General features: G+C 68.2%; 17 protein-coding genes. 1 reads left to right on the forward strand and 16 read right to left on the reverse strand.

The genetic code is table 11. The annotated features are described in order from the left end of the window. Positions 1-20: 20 nt before the first annotated feature. The 10 genes from dxr to sidA form a co-directional block, all read right to left on the reverse strand. Positions 21-1,211, reverse strand: a complete 1,191-nt coding sequence (dxr, locus tag AC1DCG_RS06125; protein WP_477029892.1) for a 1-deoxy-D-xylulose-5-phosphate reductoisomerase — start codon at positions 1,209-1,211, stop codon at positions 21-23. Continuing rightward, the gene (locus tag AC1DCG_RS06130; RefSeq protein ID WP_165255223.1) at positions 1,199-2,047 is read right to left on the reverse strand and encodes a phosphatidate cytidylyltransferase; all 849 of its coding nucleotides are present in this window, start codon (positions 2,045-2,047) and stop codon (positions 1,199-1,201) included. Before AC1DCG_RS06130 ends, dxr begins: the two co-directional genes overlap by 13 nt. Next, positions 2,025-2,801 (reverse strand): polyprenyl diphosphate synthase, encoded by a 777-nt coding sequence (gene uppS, locus AC1DCG_RS06135; RefSeq protein ID WP_477029893.1) that lies wholly within the window; start codon positions 2,799-2,801, stop codon positions 2,025-2,027. Before uppS ends, AC1DCG_RS06130 begins: the two co-directional genes overlap by 23 nt. A 65-nt stretch (positions 2,802-2,866) precedes the next feature. Continuing rightward, positions 2,867-3,433 (reverse strand): ribosome recycling factor, encoded by a 567-nt coding sequence (gene frr, locus AC1DCG_RS06140; protein WP_165255220.1) that lies wholly within the window; start codon positions 3,431-3,433, stop codon positions 2,867-2,869. 27 nt (positions 3,434-3,460) lie between these two features. Then, a complete protein-coding gene (gene pyrH / locus AC1DCG_RS06145; protein ID WP_165255219.1) occupies positions 3,461-4,192 on the reverse strand; it encodes a UMP kinase in 732 nt (243 codons plus the stop codon). A 202-nt stretch (positions 4,193-4,394) separates the two neighbouring features. Continuing rightward, positions 4,395-5,336 carry a translation elongation factor Ts gene (gene tsf, locus AC1DCG_RS06150; RefSeq protein ID WP_477029895.1) on the reverse strand — a complete coding sequence of 314 codons (942 nt, stop codon included), beginning with the start codon at positions 5,334-5,336 and terminating at the stop codon, positions 4,395-4,397. A gap of 110 nt (positions 5,337-5,446) precedes the next feature. Beyond that, a complete protein-coding gene (gene rpsB / locus AC1DCG_RS06155; RefSeq protein WP_477029896.1) occupies positions 5,447-6,265 on the reverse strand; it encodes a 30S ribosomal protein S2 in 819 nt (272 codons plus the stop codon). A 683-nt stretch (positions 6,266-6,948) separates the two neighbouring features. Further along, positions 6,949-7,299 (reverse strand): GFA family protein, encoded by a 351-nt coding sequence (locus AC1DCG_RS06160; RefSeq protein WP_477029897.1) that lies wholly within the window; start codon positions 7,297-7,299, stop codon positions 6,949-6,951. A gap of 335 nt (positions 7,300-7,634) precedes the next feature. Beyond that, positions 7,635-11,066 (reverse strand): DNA polymerase III subunit alpha, encoded by a 3,432-nt coding sequence (dnaE, locus tag AC1DCG_RS06165; protein WP_477041417.1) that lies wholly within the window; start codon positions 11,064-11,066, stop codon positions 7,635-7,637. A gap of 22 nt (positions 11,067-11,088) precedes the next feature. Then, entirely contained in the window at positions 11,089-11,304 is a 216-nt protein-coding gene (gene sidA / locus AC1DCG_RS06170; protein WP_477036501.1) for a cell division inhibitor SidA, read from the reverse strand. Between the two features lie 47 nt (positions 11,305-11,351). Here sidA and AC1DCG_RS06175 point away from each other — a divergent pair, with 47 nt between their 5' ends. Further along, positions 11,352-12,308 carry a nucleoside hydrolase gene (locus tag AC1DCG_RS06175; RefSeq protein ID WP_477029899.1) on the forward strand — a complete coding sequence of 319 codons (957 nt, stop codon included), beginning with the start codon at positions 11,352-11,354 and terminating at the stop codon, positions 12,306-12,308. Between the two features lie 3 nt (positions 12,309-12,311). Here the strand turns inward: AC1DCG_RS06175 and AC1DCG_RS06180 are convergent, their stop codons facing one another. The 6 genes from AC1DCG_RS06180 to AC1DCG_RS06205 form a co-directional block, all read right to left on the reverse strand. Beyond that, positions 12,312-12,998: an ABC transporter ATP-binding protein gene (locus AC1DCG_RS06180; RefSeq protein WP_109455044.1), complete on the reverse strand. Its 687-nt coding sequence runs from the start codon at positions 12,996-12,998 to the stop codon at positions 12,312-12,314. Next, positions 12,991-14,265 (reverse strand): lipoprotein-releasing ABC transporter permease subunit, encoded by a 1,275-nt coding sequence (locus AC1DCG_RS06185; RefSeq protein ID WP_477041418.1) that lies wholly within the window; start codon positions 14,263-14,265, stop codon positions 12,991-12,993. The genes AC1DCG_RS06180 and AC1DCG_RS06185 overlap by 8 nt, the downstream gene beginning before the upstream one ends. Further along, positions 14,265-15,593, reverse strand: a complete 1,329-nt coding sequence (gene proS, locus AC1DCG_RS06190) for a proline--tRNA ligase (RefSeq protein WP_477041419.1) — start codon at positions 15,591-15,593, stop codon at positions 14,265-14,267. Before proS ends, AC1DCG_RS06185 begins: the two co-directional genes overlap by 1 nt. Positions 15,594-16,012: 419 nt before the next feature. Next, a complete protein-coding gene (locus AC1DCG_RS06195; RefSeq protein ID WP_165255210.1) occupies positions 16,013-16,273 on the reverse strand; it encodes a DUF1467 family protein in 261 nt (86 codons plus the stop codon). Further along, a complete protein-coding gene (mce, locus tag AC1DCG_RS06200) occupies positions 16,273-16,692 on the reverse strand; it encodes a methylmalonyl-CoA epimerase (protein WP_477029902.1) in 420 nt (139 codons plus the stop codon). Before mce ends, AC1DCG_RS06195 begins: the two co-directional genes overlap by 1 nt. A 62-nt stretch (positions 16,693-16,754) precedes the next feature. Continuing rightward, the gene (locus AC1DCG_RS06205) at positions 16,755-17,501 is read right to left on the reverse strand and encodes a rhomboid family intramembrane serine protease (RefSeq protein WP_477029903.1); all 747 of its coding nucleotides are present in this window, start codon (positions 17,499-17,501) and stop codon (positions 16,755-16,757) included. Positions 17,502-17,506: the final 5 nt, after the last annotated feature.

The following is a 17,506-nucleotide window of genomic DNA, read 5'->3' on the forward strand; positions in this document are numbered from 1 at the left end:
GAGCTCCCCGGTCACTTTTCCTAATGCCGCTTGTGAGCGACAACCTCGGCCGCAATACGGCGAGCGGAACCGTCGATCATGACGGCTGTATCAAGAACGTCACCCGCCGTTACGGCGAGGTCCCCTACCCCGTTCATGCGTTCCAGCGTCCCCTCAACCGACGCGGCAATATCGAGAAAGCCGATCTGCCGGTCAAGGAAAGCCGCGACGGCGATTTCGTTGGCGGCGTTCATCGCCGTCGGAGCGCCTCCGCCCAGGCGCAGCGCCTCGCGCGCGACGCCCAGCAGCGGGAAGCGCGACAGGTCCGGATCCTCGAAGGTCAGCTGGGCGTAGGCGCCCAGGTCCAGCGGCTTGGCCGGCCAGGCCAGGCGCTCGGGCCAGGAATAGGCGTAGGAGATCGGGCTGCGCATGTCGGGCGGGCCCAGCTGCGCCAGGGTCGAGCCGTCGGTGTACTCCACAAGGCTGTGGATCACCGATTGGGGATGGATGACGACGCCGATCCGCTCCTCGGGCGTGTCGAACAGGTACGAGGCCTCGATCATCTCGAGCCCCTTGTTCATCATCGAGGCGGAATCGACCGAGATCTTGGCGCCCATCGACCAGTTCGGGTGGGCGATCGCCTGCTCGGGCGTGGCCGCGGCCATCTGCTCTCGGGTCCAGGTGCGGAACGGACCGCCCGAGGCGGTGAGGATCAGGCGCGCGACACGGTCCAGGCAGGCCGGCTGCAGCACCTGGAAGATCGCCGAATGCTCGGAATCGACCGGGATCACCGTCCCGCCCGCCGCGCGCGAGATGCGCAGCAGTTCGGGGCCGGCGCAGACCAGGCTTTCCTTGTTGGCCAGGGCCACGACCGCGCCCGTACGGGCCGCGGCCAGGGTGGGCGCAAGGCCGGCGGCGCCGACGATCGCCGACATCACCCAGTCGGCGCCCATGGCGGCGGCCTGCGCGACCGCAGCCGAGCCGGCGGCGGCCTCGACGCCCGAACCGGCCAGGCGCTCGCGAAGCTCGCCCAGCAGGGCCTCGTCCTCGATCACTGCCAGCTTGGGACGCCAGCGCAGCGCCTGCTGCGCCAGCCGCTCGACATTGCGGCCGGCCGCCAGGGCCAGGATCTCGACCGGAACCTTGGACTGCTCGAAGAGATCGAGGGTGGAAACGCCGATGGAGCCGGTCGAACCGAGCACCACCACCTTACGTGCGGTCAAGGCAGCCATCCCCACTGGTCGAACAGGCGTACGGCGGCCACGACGATGGCGGCGAACATCAGGCCGTCGACCCGGTCGAGCAGCCCGCCATGGCCCGGGATCAGGTCGCCAGAGTCCTTCACGCCGAAGCGGCGCTTGAGCATCGATTCCCAGAGGTCGCCGGTCATGGTGGCCAGCCCACCGAGGAAGCCGATGACGGCGGCCACCGGCCAGGTCAGGTCCATGTCGGGCAGGCGCGGCAGGGCCTCGGCCAGTTGGTCGACCCCGACCGCCGCCAGGGCCGCGGCCAGCAGGCCGCCGAAGAAGCCCGACCAGGTCTTGTTGGGCGAGAACCGGGGCCACAGCTTGGGCCCCTTGAAGATGCTGCCGGTGACGTAGGCGAAAATGTCGGCGAACCAGGTCACCGCGAACAGCAGCAGCGTCCACGACAGCCCGGCGGGGCTCAGCCGCAGCCACAGCAGGGTGATGCAGGCCGGCGCGATGTAGATCACGCCATAGGCCGCGTCGGCCCGGCGCTCGACGGCGCCGCGGGCCAGCAGGGCGGCGGCGACCGCGCCGGCGGCGGCCAGCGGCCAGGTCAGGATGTAGTGCCCGCGGAAGGCGGCGACCAGCGAGATCAGCACCGCCACGCCGACGGCGACCGCAACCCCGATCGGGGCCTTGGGGGCGCTCATCATGCCCCACTCGCGCGCCAGCAGCGCGGTGCAGACGGCCAGCAGCAGCAGGAACCACACCTGGCCGAACCACACAGCGGCCACGACCGTGGGAACGAGCACGGTGGCCGAAGCCACGCGCGTTCCCAGATTGCCCCAGTTGAAGCGCTTAGCCGGCGACGGCGACGTCATCGGCCGCAATGCCTCCATAGCGCCGGTCACGGCTACGATATTCCGCGACGGCGGCGGCCAGGTGCTCGGGCCCGTAGTCGGGCCAAAGCACGTCCTGGAACACCAGCTCGGCGTAGGCGCATTCCCAGAGCAGGAAATTCGAGATGCGGTGCTCGCCGCTGGTGCGCACGATCAGATCGGGCGCGGGCGCAGCCGAGGTCGACAGGAAACCGCCGAACATCGCCTCGTCCAGGTCGGCCGCCCTCGCCTCGCCCCGCTCGACCCGCTCGGCGAAGCGCCGCGCGGCGTCGGCGATGTCGGCCTGGCCGCCATAGTTGAAGGCCACCTGCAGCAGGAAGCGGTCGTTATGGGCGGTGCGGCGCTCGGCCCGCTCGATCACTTCGAGCACGTCGGGCGACAGGCCCGTGCGGCGGCCGATGATCCGCACACGGACGCCCTCACGGCTCAGCCGGTCGAGGTCCGATTCGACATAGGCCTTGAGCAGGCCCATCAGCTCGGAGACTTCCTGGGCCGGGCGGCGCCAGTTCTCGGTCGAGAAGCCGAACACCGTCAGCACGCCGACGCCCGCCGACGGCGCGCCCTCGACGGTACGCTTGAGCGCGTTGACGCCGGCCCGGTGCCCAAGCGCGCGCGGCATGCCGCGTCGCTTGGCCCACCGGCCGTTGCCGTCCATGATGATGGCCGCATGCAGTCCCGCGCCGGCCTCGCCCCCGGGGCGCGCGGTCTTGGTCTGCAGGCCGGTCTTCGGCGACATGCGCTCTTAGCCTTCCCTTCTCATCCCCCAGGAGCCCGCTAATCGGGTTTGACCAGAGAGGACGATCAGACCTGCATGATCTCTTGTTCCTTGGTTTTCAAGGCCTCGTCGATGCGCTTGACGGCTTCATCGGTCAGCTTCTGAACCTCGGTTTCCATCTTCTTGCGGTCGTCTTCGTTGATGACGCCGTCCTTTTCCGCCTTCTTCAGGTCGTCGTTGGCGTCACGACGGACGTTGCGAACGGCGATCTTCTGTTGTTCGGCGTACTTGCCGGCGATCTTCGAGAGATCCTTGCGGCGCTCTTCGGTCAGCGGCGGGATCGGAATGCGCAGGTTCTGGCCTTCGACCACCGGGTTCAGGCCCAGGCCCGAGGCGCGGATGGCCTTCTCGACCGAGACCACGACGCCGCGGTCCCAGACGCTGACGTTGATCTGGCGGGGCTCGGGCACGCTGACCGAGGCCACGGCGTTCAGCGGCGTGGTCGAACCGTAGGCCTCGACCATCACCTGATCGAGCAGGCTGGCCGAGGCGCGGCCGGTGCGCAGGGAGCCGAACTCGTCCTTCAGGGCGAGCACGGCCTTGTCCATGCGGTCTTTGTAGCGGGAAAGGACGGGCTTTTCGGCGGCGGCCATGGCTAGGGCTCTCTTCGCTTTATGAAATCAGGCGTTCGCGACGACGGTGTGCGTGCCTTCGCCACGCAGCACGCTGAGCAGGTTGCCCCGCCCCTTGATCGAGAACACCACGATCGGGATGTTGCTGTCGCGCATCAACGCGACCGCCGAGGCGTCCATGACGCGCAGGTCCTTGGCCAGCACGTCCATGTAGCTCAGGCGATCATAGCGCTGGGCGGTCGGATCCTTCTTGGGATCGGCGGTGTACACGCCGTCGACGCTGGTGCCCTTGAACAGCGCGTCGCACTGCATCTCGGCGGCGCGCAGGGCGGCGGCGGTGTCGGTGGTGAAGAACGGGTTGCCGGTGCCGGCGGCGAAGATCACCACGCGGCCCTTCTCGAGGTGGCGCTGGGCGCGGCGGCGGATGTAGGGCTCGCAGACCGTGGCCATCGGGATGGCAGACTGCACGCGCGTCTCCACGCCGATGCGCTCGAGCGCGTCCTGCATGGCCAGAGCGTTCATGACCGTGGCCAGCATGCCCATGTAGTCGGCGCTGGAGCGCTCCATGCCCTTGGCCGCGCCGGCCATGCCGCGGAAGATGTTGCCGCCGCCGATCACCAGGCACAGCTCGACGCCCGACTTGACGATCTCGGCGATATCCAGCGCGACCGATTGGACGGTGTTGGTGTCGATCCCGTAGGGCGTGTCGCCCATCAGCACTTCGCCGGAAACCTTGAGCAGAAGGCGACGATACGGCTTGGCGGGGGTGGGATCAGACATGGACCGGGCTCTTCCTGAGTCGTCGGCACGCACCATAGAGCGCGTTACACAAAAGTGGGATCGGTTTTGCGCCATCACGGCGCGACGCCGTGCAAGCGCAAAAAAAGGGCGCGGCGCGCGTTCGATCCGCGCCGCGCCCTTGCTTTGTAGACCTTGAAAGCGGCGAACCCGAGGCCCGCCGCCTTCACTGTCTTGATCGGCCTTAGGCCTGACCGGTCATCGAGGCGACTTCGGCGGCGAAGTCGTCCTGCTTCTTTTCCACGCCTTCGCCGAGGGCGAGACGGGTGAAGCCCTTCACGGTGATCGGGGCGCCCAGGGTCTTGCCGGCTTCGGCCACCAGCTGCTCGACGGTCTGGTCCGGGTTCATGACGAAGGCTTGCTTCAGCAGCACGACTTCTTCCAGGAACTTGCGGATGCGGCCTTCGATCATCTTCTCGATGACCGAAGCCGGCTTGCCCGACTCCAGAGCCTGCTCGGTGAACACGGCCTTTTCACGCTCGATGGCGGCCGGGTCCAGATCGTCCGGCGACAGCGACAGCGGGGCGGTCGCGGCCACGTGCATGGCGATCTTGCGGCCCAGCTCGCGCAGGGCGGCCTTGTCGCCGACGGTCGACTCGAGGGCGACCAGCACGCCGATGCGGCCGAGGTCCGGCGCGGTGGCGTTGTGGACATACGAGGCGACGACGCCGTTCTCGACGCTGTGCTTGGCGGCGCGACGGACCATCATGTTCTCGCCGATCGTGGCGATCAGGTTGGTCAGGTGGTCCTGAACGGTCTCGCCGCCGGCCAGCTTGGCGCTGGTGATGGCGTCGATCGAACCGTCGGTGCCCAGGGCGGCGCCGGCGATCTGACGGGCGGCGGCCTGGAACAGGTCGTTGCGCGACACGAAGTCGGTTTCGGCGTTCACTTCGACGGCGGTGGCGGTTTCACCCGCGCCGTTTTCCGACACGGCGATGGCCACCAGGCCTTCGGCGGCGGCGCGATCGGCCTTCTTGGCGGCCTTGGACAGGCCCTTGGCGCGCAGCCAGTCGATGGAGGCCTCGATGTCGCCGTTGTTCTCGGCCAGGGCCTTCTTGCAGTCCATCATGCCGACGCCGGACTTCTCGCGCAGTTCCTTGACCAGCGCAGCCGTGATCTCAGCCATGGAAAATCTCCAGATTCAAACGTTTAGCGACCGAGCTTGATAGCCCGGTCGCGTGTCGGTAGCGCGACGGCCGCCGGCCCTCGTCAGGAGAGCCGGCGGCCGAAGAAAAATCAGCCGGCGGCCGATTCGTCGGCGGCCGGAGCAGCGGCTTCTTCAGCGGCGGCTTCCGGGGCCAGTTCGCGGGCCAGGGCCGGCTCGACCGGGTTGGCCGAAGCGCCCAGGTCCACGCCCGAGGCGGCTTGACCAGCGGCCAGGCCGTCCAGGACGGCGTCGGCGATCAGGTCGCAGTACAGCTGCAGGGCGCGGGCGGCGTCGTCGTTACCCGGGATCGGGTAGGTGATGCCGTCCGGATCGCAGTTGGTGTCGAGGATGGCGACGACCGGGATGTTCAGCTTGCGGGCTTCCAGGATCGCGATCGCTTCCTTGTTGGTGTCGATCACGAACATGATGTCGGGGATGCCGCCCATGTCCTTGATGCCGCCCAGCGACAGTTCCAGCTTGTCGCGCTCGCGGGTCAGCTGCAGCAGTTCCTTCTTGGAACGGCCGACGCCTTCGCCCGACAGGACGCCTTCGAGTTCACGCAGACGCGCGATCGAACCCGAGACGGTGCGCCAGTTGGTCAGCGTGCCGCCGAGCCAACGGTGGTTGACGTAGTACTGGGCGCAGCGCTTGGCGGCCGTGGCGACCGGATCCGAAGCCTGGCGCTTGGTGCCGACGAACAGCACGCGGCCGCCGGCGGCGGCGACTTCACGGACCTTCACCAGGGCCTGGTGCAGCAGCGGGATGGTCTGCGACAGGTCGATGATGTGGATGTTCGAGCGCGAACCGAAGATGTAGCGGTCCATCTTCGGGTTCCAGCGGTGCGTCTGGTGGCCGAAGTGGGCGCCGGCTTCCAGGAGCTGACGCATGGAGAATTCGGGAAGAGCCATCGGGCCTTTATCCTTTTTCCGGTTGAACCTCCGTGGACACCCCCGCTCCAGACCATTCTGGAGACGGGACCGGAACGGCGACGACGGGATGTCTCCCCGGCGCTGCCGAACGTCCACGTGTGGAATGGCGCGCAGATAGTCGCTCGCCCGTCGAAAAGCAAGCCAAAAGGCCCGCGGGGCCCTGTCCGGGGCCGGATCGGACCCAAAACGCCGCCGCGGCGGCGCATGCCGACCCGCCCATCCGGCGTCACGCAAGCCTGCCGGCAGAATCGCGGCCGAGGACGGACGGTCGGCCGGCCGCTCGCTCGCGCCTCGACGAGCCTCCCCGCCAAGGCGGGGGATCGTGGCCGAGCTTCGGCGAAAAGCGCGACAGCGATCGACCCGCGCCACGGCCCCGTCCGGTCCTGCCCTCGCTTGATCCCCGCCTTCGCGGTATTCGCGGTACAGGGCGGACGTGGGAACGATCGTCGGTCAAACGTCGGCACGGCCGAGGCCTTGCGGAGAGCGACGGATGGCAGGCGGTCTAAAGCCGGGTCAAAGCGGCCGGCGGCTACGCCTCCCCGGCGGCGCTCGCGTTCGGCGCCGCTCTTTCCCGCCAGCCCGGCCCCACCAGCAAGACCTCGCCTGCAAGGCGCCGCCCGCCTGGGCGCCGCCCGCCCGGCGCCGCCCCGACGCGGGATGCGTCAGAACGACTTGCCGTCCACCTGCTGCGGCTCCAGGGCGAAGACGTCGACGCCGTCGAGGCAGCGGACGTTGATCGCCGCCATCTTCGCGCCGTTCGGCGCCTCGCCGCGAGCGAAGGATTCGATGCCGCAGTCGGCGCAGAACAGGTGCTGGATCTTGCCGGTGTTGAACCGGTATTCGGTCAGGGCGTCCTCGCCCGACAGCAGCGTGAAGGCCTCGATCGGCGCGAAGGCCAGAACCGATCCCAGCTTGGCGCAGCGCGAACAGTTGCAGGCGATGGTCTGAGACAGATCGCCCTCGACCTCGAAACGAACCCTGCCGCATTGGCAGCCGCCGGTATGCTTGCTCATGGCTTCCTCCCTTGGATGCGCCGGGCCGTGGATCCGGCGGTCTTGTCGTCTCTCACCAGTCCACGCCATGCGACCGACGGCGTGCGCGCCAGGCATGCACCGGTCACGCCGTACACAGGCCGCCCACGCCGCCCGCATTGCTCGGGCCGCCTGGACGCAGCCGGCGCCAGGCAGGCGCGGAGCAGCGCCGCCGCCACGCCCACGAGAGCAATCCACCGCCGACGCCGCGCAGAACCGCCAGCGACGTTCCAGCCTCGGGCCGCAGGCGTCCTCGGTCAGTTCAATTCCGCTCCTGCCCAGCGGCGCAACGAGCCCGACCAGGGCGCCGCGCGCGCCTAGATGTCTTCCAGCAGCGCCACGCCCGGCGCAGTCTTCAGCGCGCCGCGCAGCGAGGCGTCCAGAGTGTAGCGGCCCGGCAGCTTCAGCTCGATCTCGCGTCCGCCGCCCAGGGCTGCGACGAAGCTGATCTCGCCGCCCTTCTGGGTCATGGCTGGCTCGATGCGGCGCTTGAGGGCATCGATCTCGGTGGCCGCCGGCGACAGGTGCACGCGCAGCCCCGCCACCACGTTCTCGATGGCCTTCTCGATCGGCTCGGCGTCGTCGCCGAAGAAGCGCACCTCGCCGTCGCGGGCCTTGGAGCGGACCTTGATGACCACGCCCTTGCCCGGCTCCAGCACGTCACGGCACTTGCGCAGGGACTCGGGCGGGAACAGCACCTCGTACTCGCCCGACGGATCCGACAGCGAGACGAAGGCGAAACGCTCGCCGCTCTGCGAGGCGCGCTCCTGGCGGCGGYGGACGATGCCGCACATGCGCAGGGCCTCGGCCCCGGCCTCGGCCTGGGCCATGGCCTCGGTCAGCATCACGGTGCGCCGGCGGCGCAGCATGCCGACCATGTCCTCCAGCGGGTGGCCGGTCAGGTAGAAGCCGACGGCCGACAGTTCCTCGTCGAGCAGGTCGACCTGGGTCCAGGGCTCGACCTTCTTCAGGCGCGGACGGCTGGCGGCCGCATCGCCGCCGAACAGCGCGTGCTGGCCGCCCTGGCGATCGGCCGCGACGCTCTGGCCGTGGGCGATCAGCACGTCGGCGTTGGCGAACACCTGGGCGCGGTTCTTGTTGAACGAGTCGAAGGCCCCTGCCCGCGCCAGGTTTTCGATGGCCCGCTTGTTGACCTGCTTGGGATCGACGCGCTCGACGAAGTCGAAGATGTCGCGGAACGGCCCGCCTTCCTCGCGCACGGCCACCAGATGCTTCATCGCTTCCAGGCCGACGTTGCGCACCGCGCCCAGCGCGTAGAGCACCTCGCCGTTCTCGACCTCGAAGTCGGCGCCCGAGCGGTTCACGTCCGGGGCCCGCACCGTGATGTTGAAGCGGCGGGCGTCCTGGTGGAACACCGCCAGCTTGTCGGTGTTGGAGATATCCAGGCTCATCGACGCAGCCAGGAACTCGACCGGCGTGTTGGCCTTCAGCCAGGCCGTCTGGTAGGCGATCAGGGCGTAGGCGGCCGCGTGGCTCTTGTTGAAGCCGTAGCCGGCGAACTTGGCCACCAGTTCAAAGATCGAGCCCGACTGCTCTTCCGGCACGCCCTTTTCCTTGGCGCCGGAGACGAAGCGGATCTTCTGGAGATCCATCTCCTCTTTCTTCTTCTTGCCCATGGCGCGACGCAGCAGGTCGGCCTCGCCCAGGCTGTAGCCGGCCAGGATCTGGGCGATCTGCATCACTTGCTCCTGGTAGACGATGACGCCATAGGTCTCGCGCAGCACGTTCTCGAGCGAAGGGTGCAGGGTGTCGACGGGCTTTCGGCCGAACTTGCAGTCGACGAAGGTGTCGATGTTGTCCATCGGACCCGGGCGATAGAGCGAGATCAGCGCGGTGATCTCCTCGATCGAGCCGCAGCGCATCTTGCGCAGGGTGTCGCGCATGCCCTGGCTTTCCAGCTGGAACACGCCGACCGTCTGGCCCGAGGCCAGCAGTTCGTAGCTCTTGGCGTCGTCGAACGGCAGGCGGCCCAGGTCCACCTCCATGCCGCGCTTGCGCAGGTGCTTCACCGCGCGGTCAAGCACGGTCAGGGTCTTCAGGCCCAGGAAGTCGAACTTCACCAGGCCGGCGCTCTCGACCCACTTCATGTTGAACTGGGTGGCGGGCAGGTCCGAGCGCGGATCCTTGTAGAGCGGCGTCAGCTGGGTCAGCGGACGATCGCCGATCACCACGCCGGCGGCGTGGGTCGAGGCGTTGCGGAACAGGCCTTCCAGCTGCAGGGCCACGTCCAGGCAGTTGGAGACGTTGGCGTCCTCGTTCTTGGCCTGCTTGAGCCGCGGCTCGATATCGATGGCCTGGGCCAGGGTCACCGGGGCCGCCGGGTTGTTGGGCACCATCTTGCAGAGACGATCGACCAGGCCCAGCGGCAGCTGCATCACCCGGCCGACGTCGCGCAGCACGGCGCGGGCCTGCAACGAACCGAAGGTGATGATCTGGGCCACGCGGTCGCGGCCGTACTTCTCCTGCACGTAGGAGATCACCTCTTCGCGACGCTCCTGGCAGAAGTCGACGTCGAAGTCGGGCATGGAGACCCGTTCGGGATTGAGGAAGCGCTCGAACAGCAGGCCAAAGCGCAGCGGGTCGAGGTCGGTGATGGTCAGCACCCAGGCGACCAGCGAGCCGGCGCCCGAACCCCGCCCCGGACCGACCGGGATGCCGTGATCCTTGCCCCACTTGATGAAGTCGGAAACGATCAGGAAGTAGCCGGGGAAGCCCATCTTGACGATGATGCCGAGCTCGAAGTCGAGCCGCTCCCAGTAGACGTGCTCTTCCATGGCCAGGGTCAGGCCGTCGAGCCGCTTGCGCAGCCCCTCGCGCGCCTGGTGCGCCAGTTCCTCGGCCTCGTTGCGGCCGTCGCCGGTCGGGAAGCTGGGCAGGATCGGATCGCGCTTCTTGACCATGAAGGCGCAGCGGCGGGCGATGTCGAGCGTGTTGTCGCAGGCTTCAGGCAGGTCGGCGAACAGCTTGCGCATGTCGTCGGCCGGCTTGAACCAGTGCTCGGGCGTCACCCGGCGACGCTCGTCCTGGCCCACGAACGAGCCGTCGGCGATGCACAGCAGCGCATCGTGGGCGTCGTAGAGCTCGGGCTTGGCGTAGTAGCAGTCGTTGGTGGCGACCAGCGGCGCGTCGTGCTCGTAGGCCCAGTCCACCAGCCCCGGCTCGGCCGCGGCCTGCTGCGGCAGGCCATGCCGCTGCAGCTCGACATAGAAGCGATCGCCGAACACCTTCTGCATCTCGGCCAGGGCGGCGACGCCTTCGGACGTCTTGCCGGCCGCGAACAGGCTGTCGACCGGGCCGTCGGTTCCGCCCGACAGCAGGATCAGGCCTTCGGAGTACTCGACCACCTTGGCCCACGGCACGACCGGCTCGGCCAGTTCGCCGCTTTCCAGATAGGCCAGCGACGACAGCTCCGAGAGGTTCAGATAGCCCCGCTCGTTCTGCACCAGCAGGGTGATCGTCGGCTCGCGCGACCAGCGCTCGGACGGCTTGGCGCCGATGCCCTTCACCGGCAGGGCGCAGCCGATGATCGGCTGGACGCCGTTGTCCTTGGAATAGACGGAGAACTCCAGGGCGCCGAACAGGTTGGCCCGATCGGCGATCCCCGCGGCGGGCATGCCGCCGGCGGCGGCCATGCCCGGAATCTTGTCGGCCTTGATGGCCCCTTCCAGCAGCGAATAGGCCGACCGGACACGGAGGTGGACGAAACCCTGACCTTCCACACCCGACATCACAAGACCCTCGCTATTCGACTCAGGCCACCAGCTGGGCGACCGAACACATCATCCAGACGAAGCCGGCGACAGATACAAGCGCCAAAGACTCACGCGCGATCCGGACCATAACATCCCTCCACAGCTCGCTGGCCAGTTGCCTTTTTGTTCTATATTCCCCTTTCGTTCCCATCGCAATAGTCCACAGGCAGGTTGCGAGCTTTTTTGCCGCAAGGGGCCGATCGTCGCGGATCAACCGGGCGGCTCTGGCCTTCCCGGCCGGAACGCGGCAGAAGCCGCGCCATGCGCCTGATCATCGACACCGACACCGCCGGAGACGACGTCTTCTCCCTGATGCTCGCCCTGCGCCGCCCGGGCGTCAGCGTCGAGGCCATCACCATCAGCCACGGCAACGTCGGCTTCGAACAGCACGCCGAGAACGCCCTGGTGACGCTGGAAGCCTGCGAGGCGGCCGGCGTGCCGGTCTATATGGGCGCGCAGAAGCCCTTCAGCCGCATCCCGCTGGACGCCGCCTACGTGTTCGGCGCCGACGGCATGAGCGATGCGGCGTTCCCCAAGGCCGCCCAGCGCCCCTGCCCCGGCCATGCGGCCGACGAGATCGTGCGGCGGGTGATGGAAGCGCCCGGCGAGATCACCCTGCTGGCCCAGGCCCCGCTGACCAACATCGCCCTGGCCGTGCTGCGCGAGCCGGAAATCGCGAAGGCCGCCAAGGCCCTGTGGGTGATGGGCGGCACCGACAACGGAGTCGGCAACGTCACGCCCGCGGCCGAGTACAATTTCTATGTCGATCCCGAGGCGGCCAAGATCGTCGTCAACGCCGGCTTCGACCTGCACGTGGTCACCTGGACCGAAACCCTGCGCGACGGACTGCTGACCACGGCGCAGCTGGGCGAGCTCAACGCCTTGGGCACGCCGCGCGCCAGGTTCTTCACCAAGGTCAACGAGGCCTCGCTGGCCTTCGCCCGCGACACCGAGGGCCTGGACGGCAGCCTGCACCCCGACGCCCTGACCTGCGCGGCCATGCTGGACGAAGCCCTGGTGCTGGAAGCCGAGCGCTGCGTGATCGACGTGGAAACCGTGGGCGAGCTGACGCGCGGCTATCTCAGCGTCTCGCACTCGATCCTGCCCGACATCGAGATCGCCGACCCGGCCCTCAAGCGCCGCGAGCCCAACGCCCGGGTGATCAAGAAGATCGACCAGGCGGGGTTCTTCGCGGCGATGCGGCAGGCGCTGCTCTAGCGCCTAGAACGTCTGCGGCTCCAGGTGGCCGTCACGCAGGGCGAAGACGCGGTCCATGTAGCGGGCCAGTTCCATGTTGTGGGTGGCGATCAGGGCGGCGACGCCCTGCCCGCGCGCCAGGTCGTACAGCGCCTGGAAGGTGGCCGCCGAGGTGGCCGGATCGAGGTTGCCGGTCGGCTCGTCGGCCAGCAGCAGCTTGGGCGAATTGGCCAGCGCGCGGGCGATGGCCACACGCTGCTGTTCGCCGCCCGACATCTGGCCGGGCTGGTGATCGACCCGCGCCGCCAGGCCCAGTTGTCCCAGCAGGCCGACGGCGCGTTCACGAGCCTCGGCGCGGCGGCGGCCGGCGATCATCTGCGGCAGCTCCACGTTCTCGGCGGCCGTGAACTCCGGCAGCAGGTGGTGGAACTGGTAGACGAAGCCCACGGTCGACAGGCGAACCTTGGTGCGCTGGCGCTCGGACAGCTTGGAGCAGTCCTTGCCGTCGACGGCGATGATGCCGGCGTCGGGGCGCTCCAGCAGGCCCGCCGCGTGCAGCAGCGACGACTTGCCCGAGCCCGACGGGCCGATCAGGCCCACGACCTCGCCCGGATAGACGTCGAGATCCGCGCCGCGCAGCACGGTCAGCTTGCCGGCCTCGGTGACGTAGGTGCGCTCGACGCCGCGCAGCGACAGGACGGGGCTACTCATAGCGAAGGGCCTCAACGGGATCGAGGCGCGAGGCCCGCAGCGCCGGCGGCAGGGTCGCCAGCACGCTCATCAGGGTGGAGATCGAGACGACGCCGCCGACCTCGACCCAGTCGATCTTGGCCGGGATGTGGGCCAGGAAATAGATGTCGGCGCTGAACACCGCCGTACCGGTGGCCCATTCGACGAAGTTCTGGATGGCGGTGATGTTGGCGCAGAACAGCACGCCCAGCAGCAGGCCGGTCAGGGTGCCGGCCACGCCGATCGAGGCGCCGGCCATGATGAAGATGCGCAGGATCGACGACTGGCTGGCGCCSATGGTGCGCAGGATGGCGATGTCGCGGCCCTTGTTCTTCACCAGCATGACCAGGCCGGAGATGATGTTCAGCGTGGCGATGGCCACGATGAAGAACAGGATCAGGCGCATCACCTTGCGCTCGACCTGCAGCGCGTTGAAGTAGCTGCTGTTCTTGTCCATCCAGTCGGTGATGAAGGCGCCGGGGCCGACGGCCTGCTCGATGGCGGCCTTGGCCTGCTTGGCGTCGTCCGGATCGGTCAGCTTGACCTCGACATAGTCGATGGCCGTGTCGCGCCCGAAGAACAGCTGCGCCTGGGCCAGCGGCATCATCACGTAGCTCTCGTCGAACTGGCTCATGCCGACGCTGAACACGCCGCCGACGACGTAGTCCTTCTCGCGCGTCGACGTGCCGAACGCCGTGGCCGGGCCCGAGGGCGAGATCAGGGTGATCGGGTCGCCGACCGACAGGCCCAGGTTGCGGGCCATGCGATCGCCGATCAGCACCATGTCGCCGCCGTACTCGCCCTCGCCGAAGCCGTTGAGCGAGCCCTGCTTGATGTTCTTGGAGATCAGGGTCATGCCGCGCAGGTCGGCCGGATTGACGCCGCGGACGATGGCGCCGGTCACCTGGTTGGGACCGATCACCATGGCCTGGGCCTCGACCAGGGGCGCGGCCTGGACCACGCCGGGGCTGGCCTTGATGCGGGCGATGACGCCCTCGCGGTCGGGGCCGTTGACCAGCGGCCCCTGGGCGTAGATGTGGCCGTTGAAGCCGAGCAGCCGGCCGAGAAGCTCGGCGCGGAAGCCGTTCATGACGCTCATCACGGTGATGAGGGCGAAAACCGCCAGCATCACCGCGCTGAACGAGATCACCGAGATCAGGGCGACGCCGCCGTTCTTGCGCTTGGTGCGCAGGTAACGCCAGGCGACCGTCCGTTCCCAGATCCCGAAGGGCCCCGCGCCGAACGCCATCAGGCGGCGGCCTTGCCGGTCAGGCGGGCGATCACCGCGTCGAGCGGCTCGGAGACGCGCTCGCCGGTCTTGCGGTTCTTCAGCTCGACCACGCCCTCGGCGATGCCCTTGGGGCCGACGATCAGCTGCCAGGGCAGGCCGATCAGGTCCATGGTGGCGAACTTGGCGCCGCCGCGGGCGTCGGTGTCGTCATAGAGCACGTCGACGCCGGCCGCCTGCAGGGCCTTGTAGGCCTCGTCGCAGGCCGCGTCGCAGGCCGCGTCGCCCTGGCGCATGTTGACGATGCCGACGTGGAACGGCGCGACGCTTTCCGGCCAGATGATGCCGCCGTCGTCGTGGCTGGCCTCGATGATCGCGCCCAGCAGGCGCGAGACGCCGACGCCGTAGCTGCCCATCTGGACCGGCGTTTCCTTGCCGTCGGGACCCATGACCAGGGCCTTCATCGGCTCGGAATACTTCGTGCCGAACGAGAAGATGTGACCGACCTCGATGCCGCGGGCCGACAGGCGGTCGCCCTCGGGGATGGCGTCGAAGGCGGCTTCGTCGTGCATTTCCTCGGTCGCGGCGTAGAGCGCGGTGCGCTCGTTCACCAGCGGCTGCAGGTCGCCGTACCAATCGACGTCCGGGCCAGGCGCGGCCATCTCGACCAGGTCCTTCTGGCAGAAGACGGCGCTTTCGCCCGTCTCGGCCAGCACGATGAACTCGTGGGAGAGATCGCCGCCGATCGGGCCGGTGTCGGCGCGCATCGGCACGGCCTTCAGGCCCATGCGCGAGAACAGGTTCAGATAGGCCACGAACATGCGGTTGTACGACTTGCGCGCGCCCTCGGCGTCGAGGTCGAAGCTGTAGGCGTCCTTCATCAGGAATTCGCGGCCGCGCATCACGCCGAAGCGCGGGCGGCGCTCGTCGCGGAACTTCCACTGCACGTGGTAGAGGTTCTTGGGCAGGTCCTTGTAGCTCCGCACCGACGCGCGGAAGATCTCGGTGACCATCTCCTCGTTGGTGGGCCCGTACAGCAGCTCGCGCTCGTGGCGGTCGGTGATGCGCAGCATCTCCGGGCCGTAGGCGTCGTAGCGGCCCGACTCGCGCCACAGGTCGGCCAGTTGCAGGGTCGGCATCAGGAGCTCGATGGCGCCGGCGCGATCCATTTCCTCGCGGACGATCTGCTCGATCTTGTTGAGCACCCGCAGGCCCAGTGGCAGCCAGGCGTAGATGCCGGCGGCCTCCTGGCGGATCATGCCCGCGCGCAGCATCAGCTGGTGCGAGGCGATCTGGGCGTCGGAAGGAGCTTCTTTCAGGACGGGCAGGAAGTAGCGCGACAGGCGCATGGACGAGACGTCTCCGGGAGTATTCGAGGCGTTGAGATAGCCGGTCGCCGTTCAGCTTGGCAACGCGCGCGGCGAAAAGATGACGTTTTGAGTGTCGAGGGCGTCCGACTGCCGAAAGAGTTGGGCGGCCAGGCCGCTCGACGCCTTCGCTGAAGCCCCCAGGGCCAGGCTAAACGAAAAGAAGGCCGCGCGGTTCAATCGCGCGGCCGTTCAAGTTCATCGTCGGGGAAGACGCCACAGAGCAAGGCCGAACCCGGCCTCGTCATGACAATGTACGACCGTCGAACGACTGTTGGGGCATGCGATTGCCGCTGGCGTTCAAGCTCCGCGCGTTTCGCCCAAGACATGGGCGTTTAACGGGCAGGAGATCGCCGTTCGCACAAGCCTTGGGCGCCCAGCCCCCCCGGCTGCAAAAGTTTTCAGTAGGTCGCGGGCAGGTCCGGCAGGCTGACCAGCTGGAACTTCACCACCAGCCACAGAATCGCAAACAGCACGAGCGCCACGCAGGTGGTGGTGAGGAACTTGCGCTTCAGATTGGGGTTCACCGGCGCGCCGGGATCGGCTCCCGGCGGCGGCTCGATCCCCATCTCATGATAGCTGCGCGTGCCCAGAGGCAACACGGCGAACAGCACCGTCCACCAGATGGTCAGGAAGATCGCGACGCTGGTGATCGGGCCCATCATTGATGCGCGTCCTTGGGGCTTTCCATCAATTCCACGAGCATGCCGCCCATGTCCTTGGGGTGAACGAAGATGATCAGCGTTCCGTGGGCGCCGATCCTGGGCTCGCCTAGCACGGTCGCGCCCTTGGCGACCAGCGCGTCGCGCGCCTCATAGATGTTCTCGACCTCGAAACAGACGTGATGCTGGCCGCCCTTGGGGTTCTTGGCCAGGAAGGCGTGGATCGGCGATTTCTCGCCATAGGGCTCGATCAGCTCGATCTGGCTGTTGGGCAGGTTGACGAAGCAGACCCAGACGCCCTGCTCGGGCATAGCCCACTTGTCGGTCACCGAGGTGGCCCCGAGCAGCTCGCGGTACATCTTCACCGACTCGTCGATGGAGGGCGTGGCGACGCCGATGTGATTGAGCCTGCCGATCATGGTTCCTGTCCCGGGCTGGAGCGGTGTTGGAGCCCAACTAACCGCGCCTCCGGTCGCGGCAGTCAAGCGCCGCGAAGGCCCTTCAGCCAGTGGAAGCGCACGGGCATGACCTGGATCAGGAAGAAGCCGGCGACGAAGCCGCCCAGGTGGGCCTGCCAGGCGATGCCGCCGCCCCCGCCCGACAGCGCGCCGTAGCCGAAGGCCGCGCCCAGCACGACCAGGTTGGAGATCAGCGCCGAACCGACCTGGCGCAGCACCGAAGGCGCCAGGATCGGCGCGAGCCTGGCCTCGCCCGGTCCGCTCAGCCGGGCGACCGCGCCCCACAGGCCGAAGATGGCGCCCGAGGCCCCGACGGCCAGCACCTGGTCGGGTCCCAGCAGCAGGAAGGCGCCCGCCCCGGCAAGGCCGCAGACGAGGTAGAAGAACAGGAACAGCACCCCGCCCAGGGCGTCGCGACCGAACCGCTGGGCGATCGCCGGCCCCAGCGCCACCAGGGCGCCGCTGTTGAACACGATGTGCAGCCAGCCCCAGGACTGACCCCAGCTCATGTGCATGAACATGTGGGTCAGCGGCGTCCACCACAGGCCCTGGTAGACGCCGGGCTTCCACAGTCCGCCCAGGGCGAAGGCCAGCTGCCCCTGCCCCATCAGCTCAAAGGCCGACTGGACCAGGAAGGCCAGCCAGATCAGCGCCAGCACGACGACCATCGGCCAGGCCTCGAACCACAGGATGGCCGGGCTGCGCCCGAACAGCCCTTCGCGCCGCGGGGGCGCCTCGGAACCGTTCGGGGTCTGGTCGTCGGTGCTCATGCGGC

The organism is Caulobacter sp. 10L414 (assembly GCF_056395525.1).

What these genes read in the sequence shown, in the direction of transcription:
- dxr (WP_477029892.1), bottom strand. Translation starts at nt 1,211, where the DNA reads ATGGCTGCCTTGACCGCACGTAAGGTGGTGGTGCTCGGTTCGACCGGC.
- AC1DCG_RS06130 (WP_165255223.1), bottom strand. Translation starts at nt 2,047, where the DNA reads ATGACGTCGCCGTCGCCGGCTAAGCGCTTCAACTGGGGCAATCTGGGA.
- uppS (WP_477029893.1), bottom strand. Translation starts at nt 2,801, where the DNA reads ATGTCGCCGAAGACCGGCCTGCAGACCAAGACCGCGCGCCCCGGGGGC.
- frr (WP_165255220.1), bottom strand. Translation starts at nt 3,433, where the DNA reads ATGGCCGCCGCCGAAAAGCCCGTCCTTTCCCGCTACAAAGACCGCATG.
- pyrH (WP_165255219.1), bottom strand. Translation starts at nt 4,192, where the DNA reads ATGTCTGATCCCACCCCCGCCAAGCCGTATCGTCGCCTTCTGCTCAAG.
- tsf (WP_477029895.1), bottom strand. Translation starts at nt 5,336, where the DNA reads ATGGCTGAGATCACGGCTGCGCTGGTCAAGGAACTGCGCGAGAAGTCC.
- rpsB (WP_477029896.1), bottom strand. Translation starts at nt 6,265, where the DNA reads ATGGCTCTTCCCGAATTCTCCATGCGTCAGCTCCTGGAAGCCGGCGCC.
- AC1DCG_RS06160 (WP_477029897.1), bottom strand. Translation starts at nt 7,299, where the DNA reads ATGAGCAAGCATACCGGCGGCTGCCAATGCGGCAGGGTTCGTTTCGAG.
- AC1DCG_RS06175 (WP_477029899.1), top strand. Translation starts at nt 11,352, where the DNA reads ATGCGCCTGATCATCGACACCGACACCGCCGGAGACGACGTCTTCTCC.
- AC1DCG_RS06180 (WP_109455044.1), bottom strand. Translation starts at nt 12,998, where the DNA reads ATGAGTAGCCCCGTCCTGTCGCTGCGCGGCGTCGAGCGCACCTACGTC.
- proS (WP_477041419.1), bottom strand. Translation starts at nt 15,593, where the DNA reads ATGCGCCTGTCGCGCTACTTCCTGCCCGTCCTGAAAGAAGCTCCTTCC.
- AC1DCG_RS06195 (WP_165255210.1), bottom strand. Translation starts at nt 16,273, where the DNA reads ATGGGCCCGATCACCAGCGTCGCGATCTTCCTGACCATCTGGTGGACG.
- mce (WP_477029902.1), bottom strand. Translation starts at nt 16,692, where the DNA reads ATGATCGGCAGGCTCAATCACATCGGCGTCGCCACGCCCTCCATCGAC.
- AC1DCG_RS06205 (WP_477029903.1), bottom strand. Translation starts at nt 17,501, where the DNA reads ATGAGCACCGACGACCAGACCCCGAACGGTTCCGAGGCGCCCCCGCGG.